The sequence below is a fragment of the Microbacterium sp. NPDC077644 genome (genome assembly GCF_040702785.1).
Classification (GTDB): Bacteria; Actinomycetota; Actinomycetes; order Actinomycetales; family Microbacteriaceae; genus Microbacterium.
The window spans coordinates 456,419-477,393 of record NZ_JBFBME010000001.1 but is presented as its reverse complement, the minus strand read 5'-3'; the positions used below and the strand labels follow the sequence as shown (position 1 = coordinate 477,393).

26 protein-coding genes and 2 pseudogenes are annotated in these 20,975 nt (G+C 67.8%); 10 read left to right on the top strand and 18 right to left on the bottom strand.

The features are described 5' to 3' along the window. The first annotated feature begins 105 nt into the window (after positions 1-105). Together AB0269_RS02300 and AB0269_RS02295 are read left to right on the top strand one after the other, a co-directional pair. Positions 106-405: a Fe-S cluster assembly protein HesB gene (locus AB0269_RS02300; RefSeq protein WP_175985851.1), complete on the top strand. Its 300-nt coding sequence runs from the start codon at positions 106-108 to the stop codon at positions 403-405. Between the two features lie 128 nt (positions 406-533). Further along, entirely contained in the window at positions 534-1,070 is a 537-nt protein-coding gene (locus AB0269_RS02295; RefSeq protein WP_366209551.1) for a type 1 glutamine amidotransferase domain-containing protein, read from the top strand. 44 nt (positions 1,071-1,114) lie between these two features. Here the strand turns inward: AB0269_RS02295 and AB0269_RS02290 are convergent, their stop codons facing one another. The 4 genes from AB0269_RS02290 to AB0269_RS02275 form a co-directional block, all read right to left on the bottom strand. After that, positions 1,115-1,672, bottom strand: coding sequence for an alpha/beta fold hydrolase (locus AB0269_RS02290; protein ID WP_366209550.1), 558 nt, complete (start codon positions 1,670-1,672; stop codon positions 1,115-1,117). Positions 1,673-1,781: 109 nt separating this feature from the next. Beyond that, the gene (locus AB0269_RS02285; RefSeq protein WP_366209549.1) at positions 1,782-2,321 is read right to left on the bottom strand and encodes a VOC family protein; all 540 of its coding nucleotides are present in this window, start codon (positions 2,319-2,321) and stop codon (positions 1,782-1,784) included. Between the two features lie 80 nt (positions 2,322-2,401). Next, positions 2,402-2,818, bottom strand: a complete 417-nt coding sequence (locus AB0269_RS02280) for a helix-turn-helix domain-containing protein (RefSeq protein WP_366209548.1) — start codon at positions 2,816-2,818, stop codon at positions 2,402-2,404. A gap of 270 nt (positions 2,819-3,088) precedes the next feature. Beyond that, positions 3,089-4,285, bottom strand: coding sequence for a hypothetical protein (locus tag AB0269_RS02275; protein WP_366209547.1), 1,197 nt, complete (start codon positions 4,283-4,285; stop codon positions 3,089-3,091). Positions 4,286-4,386: 101 nt separating this feature from the next. Here AB0269_RS02275 and AB0269_RS02270 point away from each other — a divergent pair, with 101 nt between their 5' ends. Then, on the top strand, positions 4,387-4,728 hold the full coding sequence (locus AB0269_RS02270) for a hypothetical protein (protein ID WP_366209546.1): 342 nt from the start codon (positions 4,387-4,389) through the stop codon (positions 4,726-4,728). Here AB0269_RS02270 and AB0269_RS02265 read toward each other — a convergent pair. Next, entirely contained in the window at positions 4,722-5,132 is a 411-nt protein-coding gene (locus AB0269_RS02265) for a hypothetical protein (RefSeq protein WP_366209545.1), read from the bottom strand. The two genes, AB0269_RS02270 and AB0269_RS02265, sit on opposite strands and share 7 nt — an antisense overlap. Positions 5,133-5,328: 196 nt before the next feature. Between AB0269_RS02265 and AB0269_RS02260 the strand changes: the two genes are divergently transcribed. After that, entirely contained in the window at positions 5,329-6,594 is a 1,266-nt protein-coding gene (locus tag AB0269_RS02260) for a DUF6596 domain-containing protein (protein ID WP_366209544.1), read from the top strand. Next, entirely contained in the window at positions 6,591-6,947 is a 357-nt protein-coding gene (locus tag AB0269_RS02255; RefSeq protein ID WP_366209543.1) for a YciI family protein, read from the top strand. Before AB0269_RS02260 ends, AB0269_RS02255 begins: the two co-directional genes overlap by 4 nt. Positions 6,948-7,033: 86 nt before the next feature. Here AB0269_RS02255 and AB0269_RS02250 read toward each other — a convergent pair whose 3' ends face one another. The 8 genes and pseudogenes from AB0269_RS02250 to AB0269_RS02215 all read right to left on the bottom strand — a co-directional run bounded on the left by AB0269_RS02250 (position 7,034) and on the right by AB0269_RS02215 (position 11,603). Continuing rightward, positions 7,034-7,513, bottom strand: a complete 480-nt coding sequence (locus tag AB0269_RS02250; RefSeq protein ID WP_366209542.1) for a lincomycin resistance protein LmrB — start codon at positions 7,511-7,513, stop codon at positions 7,034-7,036. Positions 7,514-7,524: 11 nt separating this feature from the next. Continuing rightward, on the bottom strand, positions 7,525-7,827 hold the full coding sequence (locus tag AB0269_RS02245; RefSeq protein WP_366209541.1) for a HigA family addiction module antitoxin: 303 nt from the start codon (positions 7,825-7,827) through the stop codon (positions 7,525-7,527). Continuing rightward, positions 7,814-8,095, bottom strand: coding sequence for a type II toxin-antitoxin system RelE/ParE family toxin (locus tag AB0269_RS02240; protein WP_366209540.1), 282 nt, complete (start codon positions 8,093-8,095; stop codon positions 7,814-7,816). Before AB0269_RS02240 ends, AB0269_RS02245 begins: the two co-directional genes overlap by 14 nt. A 139-nt stretch (positions 8,096-8,234) precedes the next feature. Next, a pseudogene (locus tag AB0269_RS02235) lies at positions 8,235-8,536 on the bottom strand (HigA family addiction module antitoxin). Then, positions 8,523-8,803, bottom strand: a pseudogene (locus AB0269_RS02230) (type II toxin-antitoxin system RelE/ParE family toxin). Before AB0269_RS02230 ends, AB0269_RS02235 begins: the two co-directional pseudogenes overlap by 14 nt. A 150-nt stretch (positions 8,804-8,953) precedes the next feature. After that, complete coding sequence (locus tag AB0269_RS02225) at positions 8,954-9,418, bottom strand: ATP-binding protein (protein WP_366209539.1); 465 nt, start codon at positions 9,416-9,418, stop codon at positions 8,954-8,956. A gap of 233 nt (positions 9,419-9,651) precedes the next feature. Then, a complete protein-coding gene (gene ychF / locus AB0269_RS02220; protein ID WP_366209538.1) occupies positions 9,652-10,725 on the bottom strand; it encodes a redox-regulated ATPase YchF in 1,074 nt (357 codons plus the stop codon). A 137-nt stretch (positions 10,726-10,862) separates the two neighbouring features. Beyond that, positions 10,863-11,603, bottom strand: coding sequence for a class I SAM-dependent methyltransferase (locus AB0269_RS02215; RefSeq protein ID WP_366209537.1), 741 nt, complete (start codon positions 11,601-11,603; stop codon positions 10,863-10,865). A 59-nt stretch (positions 11,604-11,662) separates the two neighbouring features. On the opposite strand from AB0269_RS02215, the gene AB0269_RS02210 reads away from it, so the two are divergent. From AB0269_RS02210 to AB0269_RS02200, 3 genes are read left to right on the top strand one after another with little or no spacing between them, the layout of a single operon-like run. Beyond that, entirely contained in the window at positions 11,663-12,256 is a 594-nt protein-coding gene (locus AB0269_RS02210; protein ID WP_175985838.1) for a 3'-5' exonuclease, read from the top strand. A 35-nt stretch (positions 12,257-12,291) separates the two neighbouring features. Beyond that, positions 12,292-12,699, top strand: a complete 408-nt coding sequence (locus AB0269_RS02205) for an ankyrin repeat domain-containing protein (protein WP_175985837.1) — start codon at positions 12,292-12,294, stop codon at positions 12,697-12,699. Positions 12,700-12,754: 55 nt separating this feature from the next. Continuing rightward, the gene (locus tag AB0269_RS02200; protein ID WP_366209536.1) at positions 12,755-14,080 is read left to right on the top strand and encodes a DNA recombination protein RmuC; all 1,326 of its coding nucleotides are present in this window, start codon (positions 12,755-12,757) and stop codon (positions 14,078-14,080) included. Here the strand turns inward: AB0269_RS02200 and AB0269_RS02195 are convergent. Together AB0269_RS02195 and glpX are read right to left on the bottom strand one after the other, a co-directional pair. Continuing rightward, on the bottom strand, positions 14,068-14,364 hold the full coding sequence (locus AB0269_RS02195) for a hypothetical protein (RefSeq protein WP_366209535.1): 297 nt from the start codon (positions 14,362-14,364) through the stop codon (positions 14,068-14,070). The genes AB0269_RS02200 and AB0269_RS02195 overlap by 13 nt on opposite strands. 120 nt (positions 14,365-14,484) lie before the next feature. Beyond that, positions 14,485-15,471: a class II fructose-bisphosphatase gene (glpX, locus tag AB0269_RS02190; protein WP_366209534.1), complete on the bottom strand. Its 987-nt coding sequence runs from the start codon at positions 15,469-15,471 to the stop codon at positions 14,485-14,487. Positions 15,472-15,654: 183 nt separating this feature from the next. Between glpX and fbaA the strand changes: the two genes are divergently transcribed. Continuing rightward, positions 15,655-16,683 carry a class II fructose-bisphosphate aldolase gene (gene fbaA, locus AB0269_RS02185; protein ID WP_366209533.1) on the top strand — a complete coding sequence of 343 codons (1,029 nt, stop codon included), beginning with the start codon at positions 15,655-15,657 and terminating at the stop codon, positions 16,681-16,683. Between the two features lie 53 nt (positions 16,684-16,736). On the opposite strand, the gene AB0269_RS02180 is transcribed toward fbaA, so the two are convergent. The 3 genes from AB0269_RS02180 to AB0269_RS02170 are packed head-to-tail and all read right to left on the bottom strand — an operon-like array spanning position 16,737 to position 19,615. After that, positions 16,737-17,984 (bottom strand): hypothetical protein, encoded by a 1,248-nt coding sequence (locus AB0269_RS02180; RefSeq protein ID WP_366209532.1) that lies wholly within the window; start codon positions 17,982-17,984, stop codon positions 16,737-16,739. A 48-nt stretch (positions 17,985-18,032) separates the two neighbouring features. Beyond that, a complete protein-coding gene (locus AB0269_RS02175; RefSeq protein WP_366209531.1) occupies positions 18,033-18,545 on the bottom strand; it encodes a DUF6264 family protein in 513 nt (170 codons plus the stop codon). Further along, positions 18,542-19,615, bottom strand: a complete 1,074-nt coding sequence (locus tag AB0269_RS02170) for a 4-hydroxy-3-methylbut-2-enyl diphosphate reductase (protein ID WP_366209530.1) — start codon at positions 19,613-19,615, stop codon at positions 18,542-18,544. Before AB0269_RS02170 ends, AB0269_RS02175 begins: the two co-directional genes overlap by 4 nt. A gap of 75 nt (positions 19,616-19,690) precedes the next feature. Between AB0269_RS02170 and xseA the strand changes: the two genes are divergently transcribed. Beyond that, a complete protein-coding gene (xseA, locus tag AB0269_RS02165) occupies positions 19,691-20,968 on the top strand; it encodes an exodeoxyribonuclease VII large subunit (RefSeq protein WP_366209529.1) in 1,278 nt (425 codons plus the stop codon). The last annotated feature ends 7 nt before the right edge of the window (positions 20,969-20,975 follow it).

The following is a 20,975-nucleotide window of genomic DNA, read 5'->3' as shown; positions in this document are numbered from 1 at the left end:
AGTCCTCAGAATCCTGACCTGAGCTTGAAGACGGCGTTCCTGTGCGGAATCGTGGCCCGGACATGTTTCGTCCGGAGCATGTCCGCAACACGGAAGGAGAGCCCTGTGCTCACCCTGACCGAGAATGCAGATGCCGTCGTCACCACGATCGTCGGCCGAGAGGATGCCGGTGCAGAGGCCGGGCTGCGCATCCAGACCGCGGAGGGGCAGGGTCCGAACGGCGAAGCGCGCTTCGCGGTTCACGTCGTGCCCACCCCCGAGCCGGCCGATGTCGTCGTCGAGGGACAGGGCAGCAGAGTCTTCCTCGAGGACGTCGCCGCCGATGCCCTGTCGGACAAGGTGCTCGACGCCGGTGTCGACGAGCAGGGAGCCGTGAGCTTCACGATCCTGGCGCAGCCGGCGTGATGTTCTGAGATGTCCGAAGAGGGTGGGATGCTCCGGCATCCCACCCTCTTCGCGTCAGCGCGTCAACCCCCTGTTCGACCGCCGGGAGCGGCGCCAAGGTGGAATCATTCAGAAAGAGAGGAGAGATCATGGCAGAACTCGATGGCAAGAAGGTGGCGTTCCTGCTCACCGATGGTTTCGAAGACAGTGAGCTGACCAGTCCGTGGGGTGCGGTGACCGATGCCGGGGCGCAGGCTCGATTGATCTCCCCCGCCGACGGGACGGTGACCGGGAAGAACGGACACGAGCAGAAGGTCGATCAGGATGTGGCCGACGCCGACGCCTCCGACTTCGACGCGCTGGTCCTTCCGGGTGGCGTCGTGAACGCTGATCACCTGCGAATGGATCAGGACGCCGTTGCCTTCGCGAAAGCGTTCTTCGACGCTTCCAAGCCCGTCTCCGTGATCTGCCACGGAGCGTGGGTCCTCGTCGAGGCCGACGTCGTCAAGGGGCGGACGCTCACGAGCTACCCGAGCCTTCGCACCGATCTGCGCAACGCCGGAGCGACGTGGGTCGATCAGCAGGTGACCGTCGACCACGGACTCGTCTCGAGCCGGACGCCGGATGACCTTCCCGCGTTCAACGCGAAGACCGTCGAGGAGATCGCGGAGGGCCGGCATGCATGACGGCGGAATCGCGGAGAGGAGCAGTGCTTTTGCTCTGACTGGGGTCAGTCCCAGTCCAGGTACTCCTCGATGATGACGGCGGTCTCGATCGGGTGCGTCACGGGGAAGAAGTGGTCGGCGCCCTCGAGGCTCTTGACGCTCGCCCGCTCAGGGGCTGTCGCCTGAAGCCGTTCGCCGTTGGCCGGCGGGGTGACGGTGTCTTCCGAGCCCTGCACGATGAGAACGGGGATGGCGGGGGCGAGCGGGGTGTCGTCATCCTCAGCGCCCAGCAGGAGCAGTCCGTTGACCCGATCGGTGTGCGCCGCGGCGAAAGCGCGGGCGACGGTTCCGCCGAAGCCGTGACCGCCGATCCAGGTGTCGTCGAGGCCGAGGCCGTCGAGCAGCGCGAGGAGATCGTCGGTTGCCGCGACGGCATACTCGGTCTGCAGGCTGACCCGGATCACATGGAACCCGGCCTCTTCGGCGAGATAATGCGCGACGACACCGAGGCCGTCGCCGTCGAGGTCCCGCGCAGAGACGAGCACGAGCGAAACCGGCCCCTCGCCCTCTTCGACGAAGGAGACCCGTCGCCCCTGGGTATCGACGATGTTCTGCTGCGTCACGGTGCGACGTCCTCCTCGATCCTCTGCCTCGGGCCCGGCGCACGGGGCAACGTCACAACTTTACCCGGCGGTCCTGGTCGGCGATCGGGAGCCTCGGTACAGGGCCGAGTCAGCTCTGCGAACCCCTCGGATCGCGCAGGGCGGTCATCGCCTCCAGCAGCGTGTCGTGGATGTAAGCGAGTTCGGGCGACACCTCGGCCCAGCCTTCATCCGCGCTCTCGGCCGCCCAGTCGCCGTCGCCGTCCTGACCGTCCCAGACCGCCTCGCCGTGCTGCCAGATCCACCACAGGTTCGCGCTCGTGTCCTGCACGCGGGCGAACCGGGTGCCGAAGAAATCCGTCGGCTTCGTCACCAGACGCGCCCCACGCATGAGAGCGCGCTCGAGCACTGCGTCAAGGTCGTCGACGTAGACCTGGAGCAGGCTCGGCGTGAAAAGCCAGTCCGGCTTCCGCTCGGCGAGCATGATGGTGCTCGTCCCGACGCGCACCTCGGACTGGAGCAGCAGCCCGTCGTCGTCGATCGTGCGGACCTCGGCTCGTTCCTCGCCGTCGAAGACCTCGATCACGAACCGGGTCAGCGCGTCGGCGTCCGAGGTGATGATGAACGGGTTGACGGTGGCGTAACCCTCGGGGGCTGCGGGTGCGGTCATCGTGTGCTCCTGTCCTGGTGGGGATGCGATGCCCTCAGTCCATCGCTCGGTGATGGCCGCCGTATTGAACGTTTCCGCCATCATCGACCGGACAGCACCTGAGCCGGCGTCTGGCCGTGGAACGTCTTCAGCGAGCGCGTGAGGTGCGCCTGGTCGGCGAACCCGCATCGCGCCGCGCTGACGCTCGGCGGCACGCCCTGCAGTAGCAGGGCGAATGCTTCCCGTGCCCTGGACAGCTGCTCGATCTGCTTGCGAGTGAGCCCGGTGGAGTCGCGGACGCGGCGTTGCCGGTGCCGCTCCGAGTAGCCCGTGTCGTCACCGGAGAGCATGCGGCGCACATCGTCATCGCACCGCAGGACATCCAGTTCCACGAGGCGGTCCGTGAAGGCTTCGAGGTCCGCGAACTCGGGGAACGGCAACGCCGTCCCGGCGACCGTGATCCGACCGGCGTCGACGACGAGCCGCTGCTCGCCGCCCAGGAGGAGCTGCTTGCTCACCCCGGGCAGGACGATGTGGGGCTAGCTGAATGCCCCAGCTGTGCTCCCCGATGGTCGAGCGGAGCCAGCGGTGGCCCACTGAGGGGCCGGACAGCCCCGCGACGATCTCTCCACCGCGCGACCGCGCGAACCACATGTCCCAGTACTCGACCGCTGGGACGAGGTAGCGCTCGTCCTTCGTGGCCCGTGCCTGCCACACGCATTGGAGCACAGGCGAGTCGGGGTGATGCTCCTCGTACACGTGCTCCATCGGCGACTCCCCCGCAGCGCCTACGTCGATGTCCCCGAGCGCCGCCGCTGCTCGGCGACCCAGGAGTGATTCACGATCGCGGCGGTGACTTCGGCGCGATAGGCGGCGCCGTCCGCGCCGCGCAGGAGATCTCTCGCGTAGTACGGCGATCCTTCGCGGTGCGGCGAACTGTCATCGATCCGCCTCGCCAGTTCCGACAGGTACTCGGTCCCTCCTGACCGGTAGCCTTCGCGTTCGCTCTCGTCGAGGAGGACGAGCACCGAGCCGTCGACCATCCCCGAGGAGTAGCGGGCGTCGAGGTGCAGACGTCCCTCCTTCTCGAGGAGGAACCACGAACCCGGCCGGTGGTCGACATAGCGCAAGGCACGAGCAGCCGCGTCGATGCGCTCCGGATCCCCCCACAGTTCGACGGGAGGGATCACGCCGAGGTGACGGCGCATCGCGGCATCCACGGTGGCGTGGGTGACGGCCGGCGGTGCGTCGCGACGCAGCGTGAGACATATGACCCGCCCGCACGTGCGGCACAGGAACTGGCTCTCGACGGCATCCATCAGACCCGAGGAATGCAGCAGGGTGAGATCGGCGAGTCGCACCCAGTGCGCGTCCTCACGCAGGCGATCGTCCTGCACGGCATCGGCGAGCGATTCGATCGTCGCCTCGAGGTCGAAGTCGGCGGCGGGCCCGCGACGGACGACGAGATCGGCGCATGCCTCGCAGTCCTCGTCCTCCGGGCACGGGGCGGCCCGCAGCTCCTGCGGGCTCACGACGACCCGGTCGAGCTGCGTCGAGTGCCCGACCGTGACGAAGCGGGCGAACGCACCGTCCACGGGGAAGCATCGCGAGCTGTGGCCCCCGAACCACCAGCTCTTTCCGAACACGTTCTTGAAGTCTTCGACCGTCGAGCCGTTGTCGAGTCCCGGGATCCAATCGGACAGGTCGAGTCCTCCCTGCGCATCCGGTCCGGACGAGAGATCGAGGACCACCGCGACGACCGTGTCGTCGTGGACGAACATCTCCGCTCCGGAGGCGAAGCCCAGGCGGCGCGAGACGACGGCCGGTTCGCCGATCAGACGTTCGCGGATGCCGTCGGGCTCGCCGCCGAACGCCTCGGAGAGGCGGCGGACGGCCGGGTCGTGCTCCGACATGGTCAGCGCACCGAGGACGAGGGCGAACCGCTCGTCTGCCGCTGCGGACGGGTGCTCGTGCGGGCGGCGCATGCCCCGAGCCTATCTCCGCACGCGGATTCGCTCGGCCGGTCATCCTCGGGCGGGATGGGAGCGGTAGCCTGCAGGCAGCCGATGACCGAGTGGAGGCACTCATGACGCAGTACATCATCTACTTCCATCAGCAGTGGGTCGGCGATCACAGCGAGGCGTGGTTCCGCGAACGCGGGCCGCTCGCGAACGCTGTGGTCGAGGACATCCGCGCCGCGGGCGAGTACGTGTGCGCGGGCGGGGTGGACGAGGAGCTCGACAACGCGTTCACCGCGGATGCGCGCAGCGGCAGCATCGAGATCACCGACGGGCCGTACGCGCGCGGCGAGCAGTACATCGGCGGGCTCACGATCGTCGACGTCGCCGACGAGGAGCGCGCAAGGTACTGGGCCGGGCGGATCGCGGAGGCGTGCGGCTGGCCGCAGGAGACCCGGCGGCTCTACTGAGAGTCGTCGGGACCGTTGCCTGCGGCATCCTCCCACGCCCGGCGTACGGCTCGCGGCGCCTGCGACCGCCACGCCTCCGTGACGATCTCGACGAGATGGTCGTGCTCGATGCGCTCCATCCGCACGGCGATCTTCGGCTCGACCCACTTCGACGTCTCGCGCAGCACGACGTCGGGGAAGGTGTGCTTCGTCGCCTGAGCGTCGAGGTGCTCGGCGACCTTGAACGAGACCACGAGCTCGGTGCCGATGATCTCGCGCATGTCGTCCGGGATGCTGGGCCAGGGCCGAGCCACCCAGGCGAACATCCGGCCGCGCACGAACCAGGTCGTGCCGCTCGGGCGCTCTCGCTCTTCGGCATCCGGCAGTCCGCGCACGATGCGGCGGATGTCGTCGAGATCGGGCATGCCGCCCAGGATAGGCCCGGGCTCCGACATCAGGGTCTGCAGCGCACTCGGACCTGTCGAGCCGGTGTCGAAATGAGCCGCCCCCGTTCGTGGTCCTGATAGCCGGATGCAACGATTCCGGCCCGATCAGGAAGGGCGTCCGCCATGTATCTGAACGGCCCACACGGAGAGCAGACGCAGCGAGGAGATGATGACCATGCCCGAAACCCAGGCCAGCACTCGGGATGTCGCGACGGTGATCGCGCGCACGCATCGCGAGGAGTGGGCGCGGATCGTCGCGGGACTCACGCGGCGGTTCGGAGATCTCGACCTGGCCGAGGAGATGACCGCGGAGGCGTTCGCGACCGCAGTCGAGCATTGGCCGGCACACGGCATACCGCCGAACCCTGCCGGGTGGGTGACCACGACAGCGAATCGCAGGGCGATCGATCGGCTGCGACGTGAGGCGCGTCGAGACGAGAAGCATCGGGAGGCGCTGCGGCTGCACGATCCGGAACCCGCCGCCCCGACCGGCGCCATCGAGGACGATCGGCTTCGGCTGCTGTTCATCTGCTGCCATCCGGCGCTCCCGCTCGACGCGCGCGTCGCACTGACCTTGAGGATCGTCGGCGGGCTCACCGTCGCCGAGATCGCCCATGCCTTCCTCGTGCAGGACACGACCATGGGTCAGCGGATCAGCCGGGCGAAGGCGAAGATCAAGGCGGCCGGCATCCCCTTCGCGTTCCCCGCGGCGGAGGACCTCCCCGCGCGCATCGATGCCGTCCTCGTGGTGCTGTACCTCGTCTTCAACGAGGGCTACCTCGCTTCCGGCCCCGATACGCCCGCGATCCGGCACGAACTGACCGCCGAGGGGATCCGGCTCACGCGGCTCGCACATGAACTCCGGCCCGACGATGCCGAGGTGGTCGGTCTGCTCGCGTTGATGCTGCTCACCGACGCTTGCTCTCAGGCCCGTGTCTCGGCCGACGGTGAACTGGTGCGGCTCGATGAGCAGGATCGTGGGTCCTGGGACCGAGATCTGATCGTCGAGGGTCTGCGATTGCTCGGATCACGGGAGGTTGATGAGCCCTCAGGCAGGTACCGGCTGCTCGCGGAGATCAATGCCGTCCACGTCACCGCCCCGCATCCGCGTGACACCGACTGGGCGCGCATCGCGAGCCTCTACTCCCGGCTCGAGGAGATCGACCCGAGTCCACTCGTCACCCTCAACAAGGCCATCGCGCTCTCCGAGCACGATTCATCCGACCTCGCTCTCGCGATCGTCGACCGACTCACCGACAAGCTCGACGGCCACCACGCGTTCCACGTCACCCGTGCGGAACTGCTGCGCGCGACCGGCCGCTCCGCCGACGCCCGAGCGGCGTACGACCGCGCAATCGATCTGGCCGGGAACACCGCCGAGACGGCTCACCTCATCCGCCGACGAAATCAGCTCGCACCATCGAATGGAGAAATCTCATGAGCAGCAAGTACCTCGTCATCCACATGTCCGACCCCACCGGCACCGATCTGCCCCCGTCCGAGGACCAGGCGATGCTCGAACGCTGGGCTGCCGAGGGCGAAGCGGCGGGACGTCTCGGCGAGGGTGCACCTGTCGCGGGTCCCGAGCAGGCGAAGTCCGTCGTCGTCCGTGACGGCCGGGCCCTGATCACCGACGGCCCGTTCCCCGAGTTCAAGGAGTGGTTCGCCGGCTACGACCTCATCACCGCCGATTCGATCGACGAGGCCGCCGAGTACATGACGAAGCATCCGGTCGCCACCCTCGGCCGCATCTACATCCTGCCGCAGGTGAGGCTGCCGTGGGATGAGGAGTGACCGGCGACAAGCATGAGCTAGACGTTGAAGCGGAACTCCACCGGGTTACGTCAGCGTTAGCGGTGTGCGCAAGCGTCGACCGTCGCTCATCCTCTACCGTCGCCCAGGTCCCGGAGCAGGTCGAGATCGTGATGGTCCTCAGGCCGGAGTTCGTATCCCGACCTCAGCGCCATGAGCATCGCCGCAGTCGCTACGACCACTGGGCGACCACGAATCATCCCCTCAGCACGATCGCGCGCACGATGGGCGAAGATCTCGTCCCCGAACCCCCTCTGGACACCGTCACCGGCCGCATCCAGCTCCATCGGATGGATGTCGACAGCCCGATCGCCCGATCGCAGCTCCACACGGATCGGCAGCCAATCCTCGACGACCTCGTACCCGCGACCGGACAGCCACTCGATGAGGGTCTCGACCTTTGTAGCGTCGACGAAGAGGTCCAGGTCTCCGTGGGTTCTGGACTGGAATCCGACCAAGGCATCAACAGCCCAGCCGCCGTTCACCTGGTACACGACGGAGCGCTCGTCGAGCCAGTCGACGATGCGGACGACCTCGTCGGCGTCCATCCCCCCAAGCGTCATGCCACCTGCAGTGGCATGATCGACGCGATCTGCTCCCCTGCAGCGTCCTCTGCGCGATCCAGCTCATAGTAGCTCTGCAAGTTGATCCAGAACTCAGCCGACGTGCCGAAGTACTTCGCCAGCCGCAGCGCGGTGTCCGCGGTGATCCCCCGCTTGCCGTGCACGATCTCATTGATCCGACGCGGCGGCACTCCGATAGATACCGCGAGCTTGTTCTGAGTGATCCCGAATCCCTCGATGAAGTCCTCCATGAGGACCTCCCCCGGATGAATCGGGGGAATCTTGTCAGTGATAGTCAACGATCTCCACCTCCTCTGGTCCAGCATCAGTCCACACAAAGCAAATCCGCCACTGGTCGTTGATCCTTATGCTGTACTGGCCGACCCGATCACCTTTCAGCGCTTCGAGTCGGTTTCCGGGTGGAACGCGGAGGTCCTCGAGCACCTCCGCTGATCCCAACTGACGAAGTTTGCGCAACGCCGCCCGGAGGATCCGAGGATCGATCGACGGCACGCGCTCACGACGCCACAGACGCTCGGTGTCCTTGCCGCCGAACGATCTGATCACGAGTCCAGCATATAACGGACGCCGTCATTAACGCTAGACGTTAAACCGGAACTCCACCACGTTCCGGCACCTACAGCCATCTACCGCCAGAATCCGTGCAGCGCAAGGCTAGCCCGCTCAGGCGAGGCATCAGTCACACTCACGCGACCTCCAGCGGCGTGATCGCAGCGATCTGCTCCCCAGCGAGATCCTCCGCACGGTCGAGCTCGTAACAGCTCTGCAGGTTGATCCAGAACTCCGCCGAGGTGCCGAAGTACTTCGCGAGTCGCAGCGCGGTATCTGCGGTGATCCCCCGCTTGCCGTGCACGATCTCGTTGATCCGCCGCGGCGGCACCCCGATCGACACGGCGAGCTTGTTCTGCGTGATCCCAAGCCCTCGATGAAGTCCTCCATGAGGACCTCGCCCGGGTGGATCGGCTCGATCTTGTCAGTGGTAGTCAACGATCTCCACCTCCTCCGGTCCGGCGTCCGTCCACACGAAACAGATCCGCCACTGGTCTTTGGTCCCGATGTGCGCTGACCGGCTCGATCACCATTCAGCGCCTCGAGCCGATTGCCGGGTGGGACGCGAAGGTCATCGAGCACCGCCGCAGATCCCACCTGGCGTAGCTTGCGCAACGCGACTCGATGGATCCTCGGATCGATCGAGCGCACGCGCTCACGACGCCACAGCCGTTCGGTCTCCTTGCTACCGAACGATCTGATCACGCGACCGGGGTATACCGCGGGCCGTTAATAGCGCTAGACGTTAAACCTGAGCTCGGGCCGAGCCTCGCACGGACCAACCTCTGGAATTCGGCGACTGATGCACCCGACAGGCGGGGATCTCGTGGCACCGGGCTCTTCCTGGTTGACAGATCACACCACAAGCACGGTCACGGGTCCCTCATCAGGAGTCGGAGGCTCGAAGTGATCGAAGTACCTTGCGGCGGTCGCCGTATCCAGAGCGAAATCGTCGCTGTGTGAGCGTCTGCGCGAGGCCACACGCCGTAAACACGTCTCACGGTCAGTCGAAAGGTAGACCGTCTCAGGAACCACCCCGAACGGTTCCAGCACATGCCTCCATTCCTCCCTCATGGCACGCGACCAGAAGGAGAAGTCGAGCACGACCTCACGTCCATCTTCGACGAGATCCACGAGACGACGTCGGAGCTCGATCTCGATCTCGCGATGCGCATCATCTGTCAGCGGCATGTGTCGGATGCCCCTGCCCCAGGCCTCTTGATCGAACGAGAGCCGAACGAATCCGTCTGCCTCCATCCGACGAGCGACGGTCGACTTGCCTGACCCCGCCGGTCCGCACATGAAGACGACCCGAACCATGGGTATCAGTCTACGGACATACCCCTGGCCGACTTGTTCGACCGCACCGATGGCGTGTCCACGGGAAGCGGCTCGCGCCCGAAGACCAATCCGCGTCAGTACGAGCCTGCCCGAACCCGTCCAGGCGCGAGCGGCATGCTCAACTCGGACGCATGGAGGCAGTAGTCCATCTCCCCGACGTCGATATCCACGACGCTCGCGCAGCCGTGTTCCCCGTGCGGATGGGAGTTCCGCTACACGTTGAACCGGAACTCGACCACGTCGCCATCCTGCATGACGTAGTCCTTGCCCTCCAGGCGCGCCTTGCCCTTGGAGCGGGCTTCGACGACCGACCCCGTCTCGACGAGGTCGTGGAACGAGATGATCTCGGCCTTGATGAAACCCTTCTCGAAGTCGGTGTGGATGACACCGGCGGCCTGCGGCGCCTTCCAGCCCTTGCCGATCGTCCAGGCGCGGGCCTCCTTGGGACCGGCGGTCAGATACGTCTGCAGACCCAGTGTGTCGAAGCCGATGCGGGCGAGCTGGTCGAGCCCCGATTCGTCCTGACCGGTGGATGCCAGCAGCTCGGCAGCGTCCTCAGGGTCGAGGTCGATCAGCTCGGATTCGATCTTCGCGTCGAGGAAGATCGCCTTGGCCGGTGCGACCAGTGCCTCCAGCTCTGCCTTGCGGGCGGCGTCCGTCAGCACGGCCTCATCGACGTTGAAGACGAAGATGACCGGCTTCGAGGTCAGAAGGCCCAGCTCCTTGATCGGAGCAAGGTCGATGCCCGACGTCGACAGCAGGGCGCCCCGCTCCAGAGCATCCTTCGCCGCGTTCGCCGCCTCGAGGACGGACGGGTCGAGCTTCTTCTGCTTGACCTCCTTCTCGTACCGCGGCAGCGCCTTCTCAACGGTCTGCAGGTCGGCGAGCATGAGCTCGGCGTTGATCGTCTCGAGATCCCCCTGCGGGTTGATCGCCCCGTCGACGTGCACGACGTCATCGTCGGCGAAGCCGCGCACGACCTGCGCGATGGCGTCCGCCTCGCGGATGTTGGCGAGGAACTGGTTGCCGAGCCCCTCCCCCTCGCTCGCGCCGCGGACGATGCCGGCGATGTCGACGAAGGACACGGTCGCCGGCAGAATCCGCTCGCTGCCGAAGATGCCCGCCAGCACCTCCAGACGCGAATCGGGGAGATTGACCACTCCGACGTTCGGCTCGATCGTCGCGAACGGATAGTTCGCCGCGAGCACGTCGTTCTTGGTCAGGGCGTTGAAGAGGGTGGACTTGCCGACGTTGGGCAGGCCGACGATTCCGATAGTGAGAGCCACGGGGTAAGAGTCTACCGGCGAGCACAACTTCGGATGCCGCGCGGGGCACGCCGTCGTCCGGCGCGATCACGCGGCGTGTCGGCGCCACGCTCCGAAGCTGTGCACGGGGGCGGGCGGAGCCGTTCGGCTCGTGCGGCTCACGCGCGGACGGCGCGGAACGCGCGCGTCACGTACGGGAGGTCGATGGTGGCGTCGCCGTGCAGGCCGAGCTCGTCGAACAGCACGTCCATTTCGTCATGGATGCCGCGGCGCACCTCCTCCGCTGCGGTGATGAAGAAGCTCCGTGAGCCGGCCATCCGGTGCAACTGCGGCCGGGTCATCGGACGCACCCAGCGCCACGACCGCTCCTCGAGCGCAGAGAACGGCTCGCCGACCGTCGGCCCGTCCCCGTCGAACATGCCCGACGCGGGAGAGGTGCGCATGATCTCGGTCAGACGCATGACCCACGGCGCGCTGTCGTCCCGCAGATTCCAGATGAGCCCGAGCGTTCCGCCCGAGCGGATCGCTCGCCCGATCCCGGCGGACCCCATGACCGGATCGACCCAATGCCAGGCCTGGCCGAGCACGACGGCATCCAGGCTCGAATCCGGAACCGGCAGTCGCTCGGCCGTGCCGAGGAACGTCGGCACCCCCGGCACGCTCTCGCGCAGCTGCGCGAGCATCGCGGCATCCGGATCGATGGCGATCACCTCCGCGTCCGGCGCATCCGCGAGCACGCGGGTCAGCTTGCCCGTTCCGGCACCGACATCCGCGATGCGGCGCGATCCGTGCGGCAGCTGCTCGAGCATCCAGGCCACGGCTTCGAACGGATAGTCGGGTCGCGCCGCCTCGTAGTCGCCCGCCGCCGCACCGAAGGATGTCGCCCGATCATCGCCCATGCCGCAAGCCTACGGCGCGCCTGCGCCGATCGAGCAGGGCGCGGGGAGAGGGTGAAGACGTGCCCCTGGACTTCACTGCGATCGACTTCGAGACTGCGAACTCCAGCCCGGCTTCGGCGTGTTCCGTCGGCCTCGTGCGCGTCCGTGACGGGCGGGTCGTCGCGACGGCGGGATGGCTGATCCGCCCGCCCGCGGGCCACGACGAATTCCAGGAGTGGAACATCAGGATCCACGGCATCCGCCCCCAGGATGTCGTGCAAGCCGCGACCTGGACCGAGCAGTTCGACAGGCTGTGCGCTTTCGCCGGAGCCGACGTCCTGGTGGCGCACAACGCCGGATTCGACCTGAAGGTGCTGCGCACGGCATCCGAGGTCACCGACCTGGAGTGCCCGCCCTACCGTTCGCTGTGCAGCCTGCAGGTCGCCCGCAAGGTCTACGACCTCGAGTCCTACCGGCTGCCGATGGCCGCGGCCGCCGCCGGGTTCGCGGAGTTCTCGCACCATGACGCCCTCGCGGATGCCCGCGCGTGCGCGGAGATCGTCATCGATTCGGCGCGACGCATGGGCGCCGCCGACGTGCACGCGCTCGCGACGGCGCTGAGCCTGCGGGTGACGGATGCTCCAGCGGCTGCCGCCCAGGCTCGTGCGGCCTGAGCGCATTCGCGCTCACGTCACGCGAGAATGAGAGCATGACGAATCCTTCCGGCGACTCCCCCGTCAGCCTCGAAGTCATCGAGGGCACCTTCGACCTCGCGCGCCAGGGGCGCACCGGACCGCTCGGCGAGATGATCGACGCCGGTGTGCCGATCGATCTCCGGAATCCGCGCGGCGACACGTTCCTGATCGTCGCGACCTATGCCGAGGAGGAGCACACGGTCGCGGATCTGATCCGACGCGGCGCCGCACTGGATGCGGTCAACGGCAACGGCCAGACGGCGATCTCGTGCGCCGTGTTCCGCAAGAACGAGACGCTGCTCCGGATGCTGCTGGATGCCGGTGCCGATCAGAATGCCGGCACGCTCTCCGCGCTCGCGATCGCCGACCAGTTCGGACTCACCGACATGCGCGCGATCCTCGAGGAGCACGCCGCGGACTGAATACGCCGCGGGGCGCCTGCACGGCGATGTCCGTGGCCGTCGGCATCATGGCGGTATGGATGCTCTGTTGATCGTGGTTCTGGCTCTCGCGGCCCTCGCCGCCGGGGGCGCCGCCGGGTGGTTCGCACGCGCCGCTCGATCCTCAGCGCAGCAGTCGGCGACGGCGACCGACCTCGCGCGGGTTCAGGCAGAGCTCTCCGCCGCTCGAGACGACCGCGACCGGCAGTACGACCTGTACCGGGATGCCGTCGAGCACGCCCGTGCGCAGCAGCGGGCAGAGGCAGACCGGGTGCAGCAGCAGAACGCGGTGCTCACCGCGCTCGCCCCTGTGCGCGAGTCGCTGCAGCAGATGCAGAGCAAGGTGGCGTCGCTCGAGCAGGAGCGGCATGCGCAGTTCGGCTCACTGGCCGAGCAGCTGCGCAGGGCGCAGGAGTCGGATGAGGCGCTGCGCGCAACGACCGAGTCGCTCGCAGGGGCACTGCGCTCGACATCGACGAGGGGCGTGTGGGGCGAGACCCAACTGCGTCGGGTCGTGGAGGCAGCTGGTCTGACCAGACACGTCGACTTCGATCTGCAGTCGACCATCTCGTCCGACCGAGGACAGGGCCGACCGGACATGATCGTGCGACTTCCGGGCGGCACCTCGATCGCTGTCGATGCAAAAGTGCCTCTCGACGCGTACCTCGAAGCGACAGCGCTGCCGGGCGGCGATGCGCACGAGGCGCAGCGACGGCAGCACATGCAGAAGCACGTCAAAGCGGTTCGTGCACACGTCGACGCGCTGGCGAAGAAGGCCTACTGGTCAGGGCTCGACGCGAGCCCCGAGTTCGTGATCTGCTTCCTGCCCAGTGAGTCTCTGCTGGCCGCTGCCATCGATGAGGATCCTGCGCTGCTCGACTACGCGTTCGGCAAACGCGTCGCGCTTGCGTCACCGGTCAACCTCTGGGCAGTGCTGAAGACCGTGGCCTACACCTGGACTCAGCAGGAGGTGTCGACCGAGGCCCGCAACCTGCTCGCCCTCGGCACGCAGCTGTTCGACCGGCTGGGCACCCTAGCCGGCCATGCCGACGACCTCCGGCGCGCGCTCGAGCGCACGGTGGACAGCTACAACCGCTTCGCCGGTTCGTTGGAGACGCGTGTACTCGTGACGGCGCGGCAGTTTCCCGGCATCGATGCGTCAGCGCTGGACGCCGCGCCGCCGGTGATCACGAACAGCCCGCGCAAGTTCACCGCCCCTGAACTGACCGTCGACGCGGGAAGCGACGGCGAGCCGACAGCCGACCGACCGATCGTCGAGATCGAAGCCGACCTCGGATCGGTGCGGCACCGAGTCGCCGACGATTCGATCACGGATGGGGTCGGCAGGGGTCAGGCGCTGTAGGGAACCCAGCTCAGCAGGGCGATCACGAGACCCGACGTCACGAGGAACGCGCCGACCATCCACCACGGGCTCAGCTCATGCCCCTCGGCACGGCGCACCCGGAACAGCACGTCCGTCCGGCGCGCGGGATCCATGTTCGCCGGTGCCGCAGTGGTCGCGGCCGCAGCCGCGGCAGCGCGGGCGGCTTCGTCTTCCGGTGAGATCCGCAGAATACGACCGGTGTTGGTGGTGACCATCTGCACCGGTGCCGACTTCTCGTCGCTGCCCGTCTGTCCCGTGGTCATCTCTTGCCCTCCCGGTGGTGTCGCCCTGAGACTGTCGGCGACGCCATCCATTCTGCCAGCAATGCCTGAGAACCGCGGGAGCGGCGGCTCCTGGCCGCTACGCGGAGGCAGGTGCGGGCGTCAGAGCCACTTCGAGACGAGGTGCTCCGACGAGATGCGGCGCAGCGTCCCGGAGGCGCCGCGCAGCACGACCGACTCGGTGTAGACGTAGTTGCCCTCACGACGCACGCCGGCCACGAGCTGACCGTCCGTGACGCCGGTCGCGACGAAGAGGGTGTTGTCTCCCTGGACGAGCTCGTCGGCCTCGTAGACGTGGTCCATCTTCAGTCCGGCGTCGATGCCGCGCTGGCGCTCGTCGTCGTCGCGCGGCCAGAGCCGACCCTGGATGTGCCCACCGAGCGCTTTGATCGCGCACGCGGTGACGATGCCCTCCGGGCTGCCGCCGACACCGACGCACATGTCGGTGCGCGCGCCGTGGCGGGCGGCGTTGATGCCGCCGGCGACGTCACCGTCGCTCATGAGACGGGTGCCGGCGCCCGCCTCGCGGATCTCCTCGATGAGCTTCTCGTGGCGCGGTCGGTTCAGCACCGAGACGACGATCTCATCGACCGGCTTGCCCAGTGCCTTCGCCAGCAGTCGGATGTTCTCACCGACGGGAAGGTTGATGTCGACGACGCCCACACCGGCAGGACCGGTCACGAGCTTGTCCATGTAGAAGACGCTGGACGCGTCGAGCATCGTCCCCCGGTCGGAGACGGCGATGACCGAGAGGGCGTTCTGACGCCCGGCAGCAGTGAGCGAGGTGCCGTCGATCGGGTCGACGGCGATGTCGCACTCCGGACCGCGGCCGGAGCCGACGACCTCGCCGTTGAACAGCATGGGCGCGTTGTCCTTCTCGCCCTCGCCGATGACGACCCTGCCCTGGAAGTTCACGGTCCCCAGGAACGCTCGCATGGCGTCGACGGCCGCACCGTCCGCGGCTTCCTTGTCGCCGCGTCCGATGAACGGCACCGCCCTGATCGACGCCGCCTCGGTCGCGCGCACCAGCTCGAGTGCGAGGTTTCGATCGGGACGCAGCGGGCTCATATCGGCCGTCAGACTCACCATGGGGCCAGCCTAGCCAGCGGGCACGTCAGACCGCCCGCTGTTTCGCGCGATATGCCGCGAAGGAATCGCGTTTCTTAACGTTCGCGAAGACCGCGGGTACAGGGCGGCCCGAAGGCGGCGGCATCCCGCACCACCGACGATAGAGTGAGCACTGTCCCGGCTTCATCTATCGCAGGAGTTTCCATGCCCGTCGCCACCCCGGAACAGTACGCAGAGATGCTCGACCGCGCGAAGGCCGGTGGCTTCGCGTATCCCGCGTTCAACGTCTCCAGCTCGCAGACCATCAACGCCGTGCTCCAGGGCCTCACCGAGGCGGGCTCGGACGGCATCATCCAGGTGACCACCGGCGGCGCCGACTACTTCGCCGGCCACACGGTCAAGGCTCGCGCCACCGGTGCCCTCGCCTTCGCTCGCTACGCAACCGAGGTCGCCAAGAACTACCCGGTCACCGTGGCCCTGCACACGGACCACTGCCCGAAGGATGCGCTCGCCGGCTTCGTCGAGCCGCTGATCGCAGCGTCCGAGGAAGAGGTCAAGGCCGGCCGCAACCCCATCTTCCAGTCGCACATGTGGGACGGCTCGGCTGTGCCGCTGCAGGAGAACATCGAGATCGCGAAGGACCTACTCCCCCGCATCAAGGCCATCAACGCCATCCTCGAGGTCGAGATCGGCGTCGTCGGCGGCGAAGAGGACGGCGTCACCCACGAGGGCTCGAACGAGGCCCTCTACACGACGTTCGCCGATGTCGACCAGGCCGTTCAGGCCCTGGGGCTCGGCGAGCAGGGCCGCTACATCGCCGCCCTCACCTTCGGCAACGTGCACGGCGTCTACAAGCCGGGCGGCGTGAAGCTGCGCCCTGAGCTCCTCGGCGAGATCCAGGAGCAGGTCGCCGCCAAGTACGGCACCGGCCCCAAGCCCCTCGACCTCGTCTTCCACGGCGGCTCGGGCTCCACCGACGAGGAGATCGCCACCGCGGTCGCCAACGGCGTCATCAAGATGAACATCGACACCGACACGCAGTACGCGTTCACCCGTGCGATCGCCGACTACATGTTCAAGAACTACGACGGCGTCCTCAAGGTCGACGGCGAGGTCGGCAACAAGAAGCAGTACGACCCGCGCGCCTGGGGCAAGGTCGCCGAGTCGGCCATGGCCGCTCGCGTCGTCGAGTCGACCAGGCAGCTCGGGAGCCACGGCCAGTCGCAGAGCTGACCGCATCGCCCCGCATCAGGCCTCGGACCGCACGGTCCGGGGCCTGATCTGCGTCATCGACGCGACAGGCGCATCGCCCAGATAACGAGATCCGCGACCGCATCCACGATGAGCACAATGCCGGCCACGCGTCCGACTCCGCGGCGCCGTGCAAGGACGGCTCCGCTCGCGAGTTCTGCAGCGCCGACCGCGAGACCGACCGCGGGCCGCGCGCGCACGAACCGGACGACCCGCGCCCACGGCGTCTCCCGCCGCGTCAGCGGCGTCCACTCTCCGATCCCGGAGAGGAAGCTCTCCCCGATCGCCGCGATCCATCCGGACGGCGCGAAGCGCTGACCGACCGGTATCTGTGCGCTCAGCGCGGAATCGATCAGGCCGGCTGGAATGCGGAACGACGCGAGGAACGCTCGCAGGCGCGCCTCGGACCCGACCACACCTCCGAGCGACTCCGCGACGAGAGCACGGTGCGCAGCGTCGACGTCCACGACGCCGCGGGCGCCGAGGACCTCGAGCTCATCCCTGGTTCCGTCGCCCTCCGCCAGAAGCCGCCGGTACACCTCAGCGGTCTCGGGCACGGCGATCGACGCGATGTCGAGAACCGGCAGCGTGTCGCGCTCGGCATCCGTCCAGAACGGGACAGTCTCGTTGGCGCGGGCCGTGACCTCGATCCAGCTGCCGCCGTCTCCGGTCCGGTTGAGCTCGATCAGTGGAAGTTCGGCCGCCGACGACGGCCAGGCCCCCGTCGGCTCGGTAGTGCGGAAGCGCTGCAGCGACCACGTGCCGGACTCGGCATGGACCACATCGGTGCCGTTCGCCTCCGCGAGGAACCGGGCCGCAACCGGTCCCCGATGCGAGAAGGCCGCGACATCGACCGGCTGCGGCTCGAACAGCTCCGGGTCGAGATCGTCCTCGTCTTCTTCGGGCAGGTCCTCGTCGACATGCTCGACCGCTGATCCCTCATCGGCGGTGAACTCCGCCTCGAACTCATCGAAGTCGACGCTCTCGCCGCCGTCGATCCACAGGTTCAGCCCGGCATCCGCGAAAGCGTCCCGGAGCGACCCGATCGTCAGCTCTGTCGCGATGGTGTCCTCGTCCGTCAGCGTGAGGACCTGATCGTCGTCGGTCACCGGGATCAGCAGCACAGCCTCGTCCGCGTCGCCCCAGGCGATGGTCGCGTCGCGCACCGCGGCGAGCGCACGCACGGAGCGCAGGACCTCGGTCGCCGCGGCGCGTGGATCGCTGCCGTCGCCGCGGTCCACGGAAGCGTAGGAGAGCTGCACGCCGAGACTGTTCTGATCCATGCTTCGAGCCTAACCAGGCTCTCGCCGGCCTCAGACCGGTTGCCAGGTCTAGGACGCGCCGGCGCCGGCCAGGTAAGCCTGGAAGGCCGGGTCCCCCACCATGGGGATGCTGATGCACACCGACGCGACGAGCATCGTCACGACGGCGCCGACCAACGGCACCCACCACGCGAGCTTCGACGCACGCAGCCTCCGCACCGAGATCAGCGCGGTGATGACCCAGCCCGCCACGAGGACGATCGCGGCAATCGTGCCCCAGACCCGGGCCTGGTCGAAGTTCGTGAACTTGCCCTCGATACCCAGGATGCGCATGCTCTCGTTCATCACACCGGGCAGGTCGAGGTACGACATGCCGGTCATGAAGACGTTGAAGACCCCGTACACGAGCAGGGCGATCGTGATGATCCTGTCCCACCGACGGGGCTCGCGGCTCTGCGCGACCGGCTCCGGGGATGCGGCCGCGGCCGGGGCCGGAGGCTGCTCCTCGACCGGCGGCAGTCCGGCAAGTCTGCGCTGCTCCTCCGGCGTGGCCAATTCGCCGTACTGCGGGCGCTCGGTCATGAGGCGGCGGATCCCGTGCGCCCGCCCAGGGCCCGCGTGTCGCGCTGACCCGAGATGTCCTGACGCAGCTCCTTGGGCAGCGAGAACATCAGGTCCTCTTCGGCCGTGCGGACCTCTTCGACGTCCTCGTAGCCGGCCGTGCTCAGGGCTTCCAGCACCTCGCGGACGAGGACTTCCGGAACCGACGCGCCGCTGGTGACACCGACCGTGGTGACGCCGTCGAGCCACTCCTGCTTGACCTCTTCGGCGTAGTCGACGCGGTACGCGGCCTTCGCGCCGTACTCCAGCGCGACCTCGACGAGGCGCACCGAGTTCGAGGAGTTCGACGACCCGACGACGATGACGAGATCGGCGTCCTTCGCGACCTTCTTGATCGCGACCTGGCGGTTCTGCGTCGCGTAGCAGATGTCGTCGGACGGCGGATTCTGCAGCTCGGGGAAGCGCGTGCGCAGTCGGTTGACCGTCTCCATGGTCTCGTCGACGGACAGCGTCGTCTGCGACAGCCAGACGACCTTCGACGGATCCTTCACCTGGACCGTGTCCGCCTCCTCGGGCGAGTTGACGATCGTGACATGATCGGGCGCCTCTCCGGCCGTCCCCTCGACCTCTTCGTGTCCTTCGTGACCGATGAGGAGGATCTCGTAGTCGTCGCGCGCGAAGCGGACGGCCTCGCGGTGCACCTTGGTCACCAGCGGGCAGGTGGCGTCGATCGCGTGCAGCCCACGGTCCGAGGCGGCGCCCACGACGGCAGGCGAGACACCGTGTGCGCTGAAGACGACGTGAGCGCCCTCCGGCACCTCGTCGACCTCCTCGACGAAGATCGCTCCCTTGTCCTCGAGCTCGGTGACGACGTGGATGTTGTGCACGATCTGCTTGCGCACGTACACCGGGGCACCGTAGCGCTCCAGAGCCTTCTCGACGGCGACCACGGCTCGATCCACCCCGGCGCAGTAGCCGCGCGGGGCGGCGAGCAGAACGCGCTTGTGTCCGTCGACCGGGTTATTCTGAAGCCGCGCCGCCCGCGACCGAGGGATGCGGGGAACGGGAAGATGTATGGTGGCCTGGCTCACCCTCCGAGTCTACCGACGGGCGCCATGGAGGGGCCTGGACGCGGATTCGGGCATCACGCACACGGAAGGACCCCGATGACCGTCTTCGAGGCATCTCCTGCGAACGGCGCAGCCCCGCCAGCAGATGCCGTCGCGCCCCGCGACTCGACGGCCGACGCCCCCACCTCCGTCGCCCGGCTCAACGGCACGATCCGCGACTTCGTCGCACGCTGGAACACGGTCTGGGTCGAGGGTGAGATCACCTCGTGGAACGTCCGCGGCGGCAACATCTTCGGAAGACTGAAGGACACCCAGTCCGACGCCCAGATCTCGATCAGGATCTGGTCCAGCGTGCGGGGGCGCATTCCCGCCGATCTGGCTGTCGGCGACCACGTCATCGCGGCGGTGAAGGCCGACTACTTCGTCAAGGCCGGGGATTTCAGCTTCACCGTCTCGAGCATGAAGCACGTGGGCCTCGGCGATCAGCTCGAGCGCCTCGAACGGCTGCGAGCGCAGCTCCGACAGGAGGGTCTGTTCGACGAGGGCCGCAAGAAGCCGCTGCCGTTCCTGCCCCACGTGATCGGACTCATCACCGGCGAGCGATCGGATGCCGAGAAGGACGTGCACCGCAACGCCGAGCTGCGCTGGCCGCAGGTGCGCTTCCGCACCGAGTACGCCGCCGTGCAGGGCGACCGGTGCGTACCCGAGACCCTGGCGGCGCTGAAGCGACTGGATGCCGACCCCGAGGTCGACGTGATCATCATCGCTCGCGGGGGCGGCGACCCGCAGACGCTGCTGGGCTTCAGCGATGAGCGCCTCGTGCGGGCCGTTGCTGCGGCATCCACGCCTGTCGTCTCGGCCATCGGGCACGAGAACGACCACCCGATCCTCGACGACGTCGCGGATCTGCGCGCGTCGACTCCGACGGATGCCGCCAAGCGCGTCGTGCCCGATGTCGGCGAGCAGCGGGCCCTGATCGGTCAGTTGCGCGCCCGGGCGAACTCCCGGCTCACCCAGCGCATCTCGCACGACATCGCGCAGCTCGAGCAGCTGCGCTCGCGCCCCGTGCTGCGCTCCCCCGACCCGATCATCGACGACCGTGCGCAGGAACTGTGGCTGCTGCTTTCCCGCGGCCGCGACACTGTCGCCCGTCACCTCGACGCGGCTTCCAGGAAGACCTCCGAGCTACGCGCATCCCTGCGGGCACTGTCGCCGGCGGCGACCCTCGCCCGCGGCTACGCGATCGCGCACCTCGACGGCGGCGTGATCCTGCGGGATGCCGCCGACGCCCCCGCTGGAACCGCACTGACCATCACGGTGGACCGGGGCTCGCTCGCCGCCCGGTCGGACGGCGAGATCGCCGAGACCGCCTGAGGGCCGA

Excerpts from the sequence above, each read along its gene's own strand:
- AB0269_RS02295 (WP_366209551.1), top strand. The coding sequence starts at position 534 with ATGGCAGAACTCGATGGCAAGAAGGTGGCGTTCCTGCTCACCGATGGT.
- AB0269_RS02285 (WP_366209549.1), bottom strand. The coding sequence starts at position 2,321 with ATGACCGCACCCGCAGCCCCCGAGGGTTACGCCACCGTCAACCCGTTC.
- AB0269_RS02275 (WP_366209547.1), bottom strand. The coding sequence starts at position 4,285 with ATGCGCCGCCCGCACGAGCACCCGTCCGCAGCGGCAGACGAGCGGTTC.
- AB0269_RS02270 (WP_366209546.1), top strand. The coding sequence starts at position 4,387 with ATGACGCAGTACATCATCTACTTCCATCAGCAGTGGGTCGGCGATCAC.
- AB0269_RS02265 (WP_366209545.1), bottom strand. The coding sequence starts at position 5,132 with ATGCCCGATCTCGACGACATCCGCCGCATCGTGCGCGGACTGCCGGAT.
- AB0269_RS02260 (WP_366209544.1), top strand. The coding sequence starts at position 5,329 with ATGCCCGAAACCCAGGCCAGCACTCGGGATGTCGCGACGGTGATCGCG.
- AB0269_RS02255 (WP_366209543.1), top strand. The coding sequence starts at position 6,591 with ATGAGCAGCAAGTACCTCGTCATCCACATGTCCGACCCCACCGGCACC.
- AB0269_RS02250 (WP_366209542.1), bottom strand. The coding sequence starts at position 7,513 with ATGGACGCCGACGAGGTCGTCCGCATCGTCGACTGGCTCGACGAGCGC.
- AB0269_RS02225 (WP_366209539.1), bottom strand. The coding sequence starts at position 9,418 with ATGGTTCGGGTCGTCTTCATGTGCGGACCGGCGGGGTCAGGCAAGTCG.
- AB0269_RS02215 (WP_366209537.1), bottom strand. The coding sequence starts at position 11,603 with ATGGGCGATGATCGGGCGACATCCTTCGGTGCGGCGGCGGGCGACTAC.
- AB0269_RS02205 (WP_175985837.1), top strand. The coding sequence starts at position 12,292 with ATGACGAATCCTTCCGGCGACTCCCCCGTCAGCCTCGAAGTCATCGAG.
- AB0269_RS02200 (WP_366209536.1), top strand. The coding sequence starts at position 12,755 with ATGGATGCTCTGTTGATCGTGGTTCTGGCTCTCGCGGCCCTCGCCGCC.
- AB0269_RS02195 (WP_366209535.1), bottom strand. The coding sequence starts at position 14,364 with ATGACCACGGGACAGACGGGCAGCGACGAGAAGTCGGCACCGGTGCAG.
- glpX (WP_366209534.1), bottom strand. The coding sequence starts at position 15,471 with ATGGTGAGTCTGACGGCCGATATGAGCCCGCTGCGTCCCGATCGAAAC.
- fbaA (WP_366209533.1), top strand. The coding sequence starts at position 15,655 with ATGCCCGTCGCCACCCCGGAACAGTACGCAGAGATGCTCGACCGCGCG.
- AB0269_RS02180 (WP_366209532.1), bottom strand. The coding sequence starts at position 17,984 with ATGGATCAGAACAGTCTCGGCGTGCAGCTCTCCTACGCTTCCGTGGAC.
- AB0269_RS02175 (WP_366209531.1), bottom strand. The coding sequence starts at position 18,545 with ATGACCGAGCGCCCGCAGTACGGCGAATTGGCCACGCCGGAGGAGCAG.
- xseA (WP_366209529.1), top strand. The coding sequence starts at position 19,691 with ATGACCGTCTTCGAGGCATCTCCTGCGAACGGCGCAGCCCCGCCAGCA.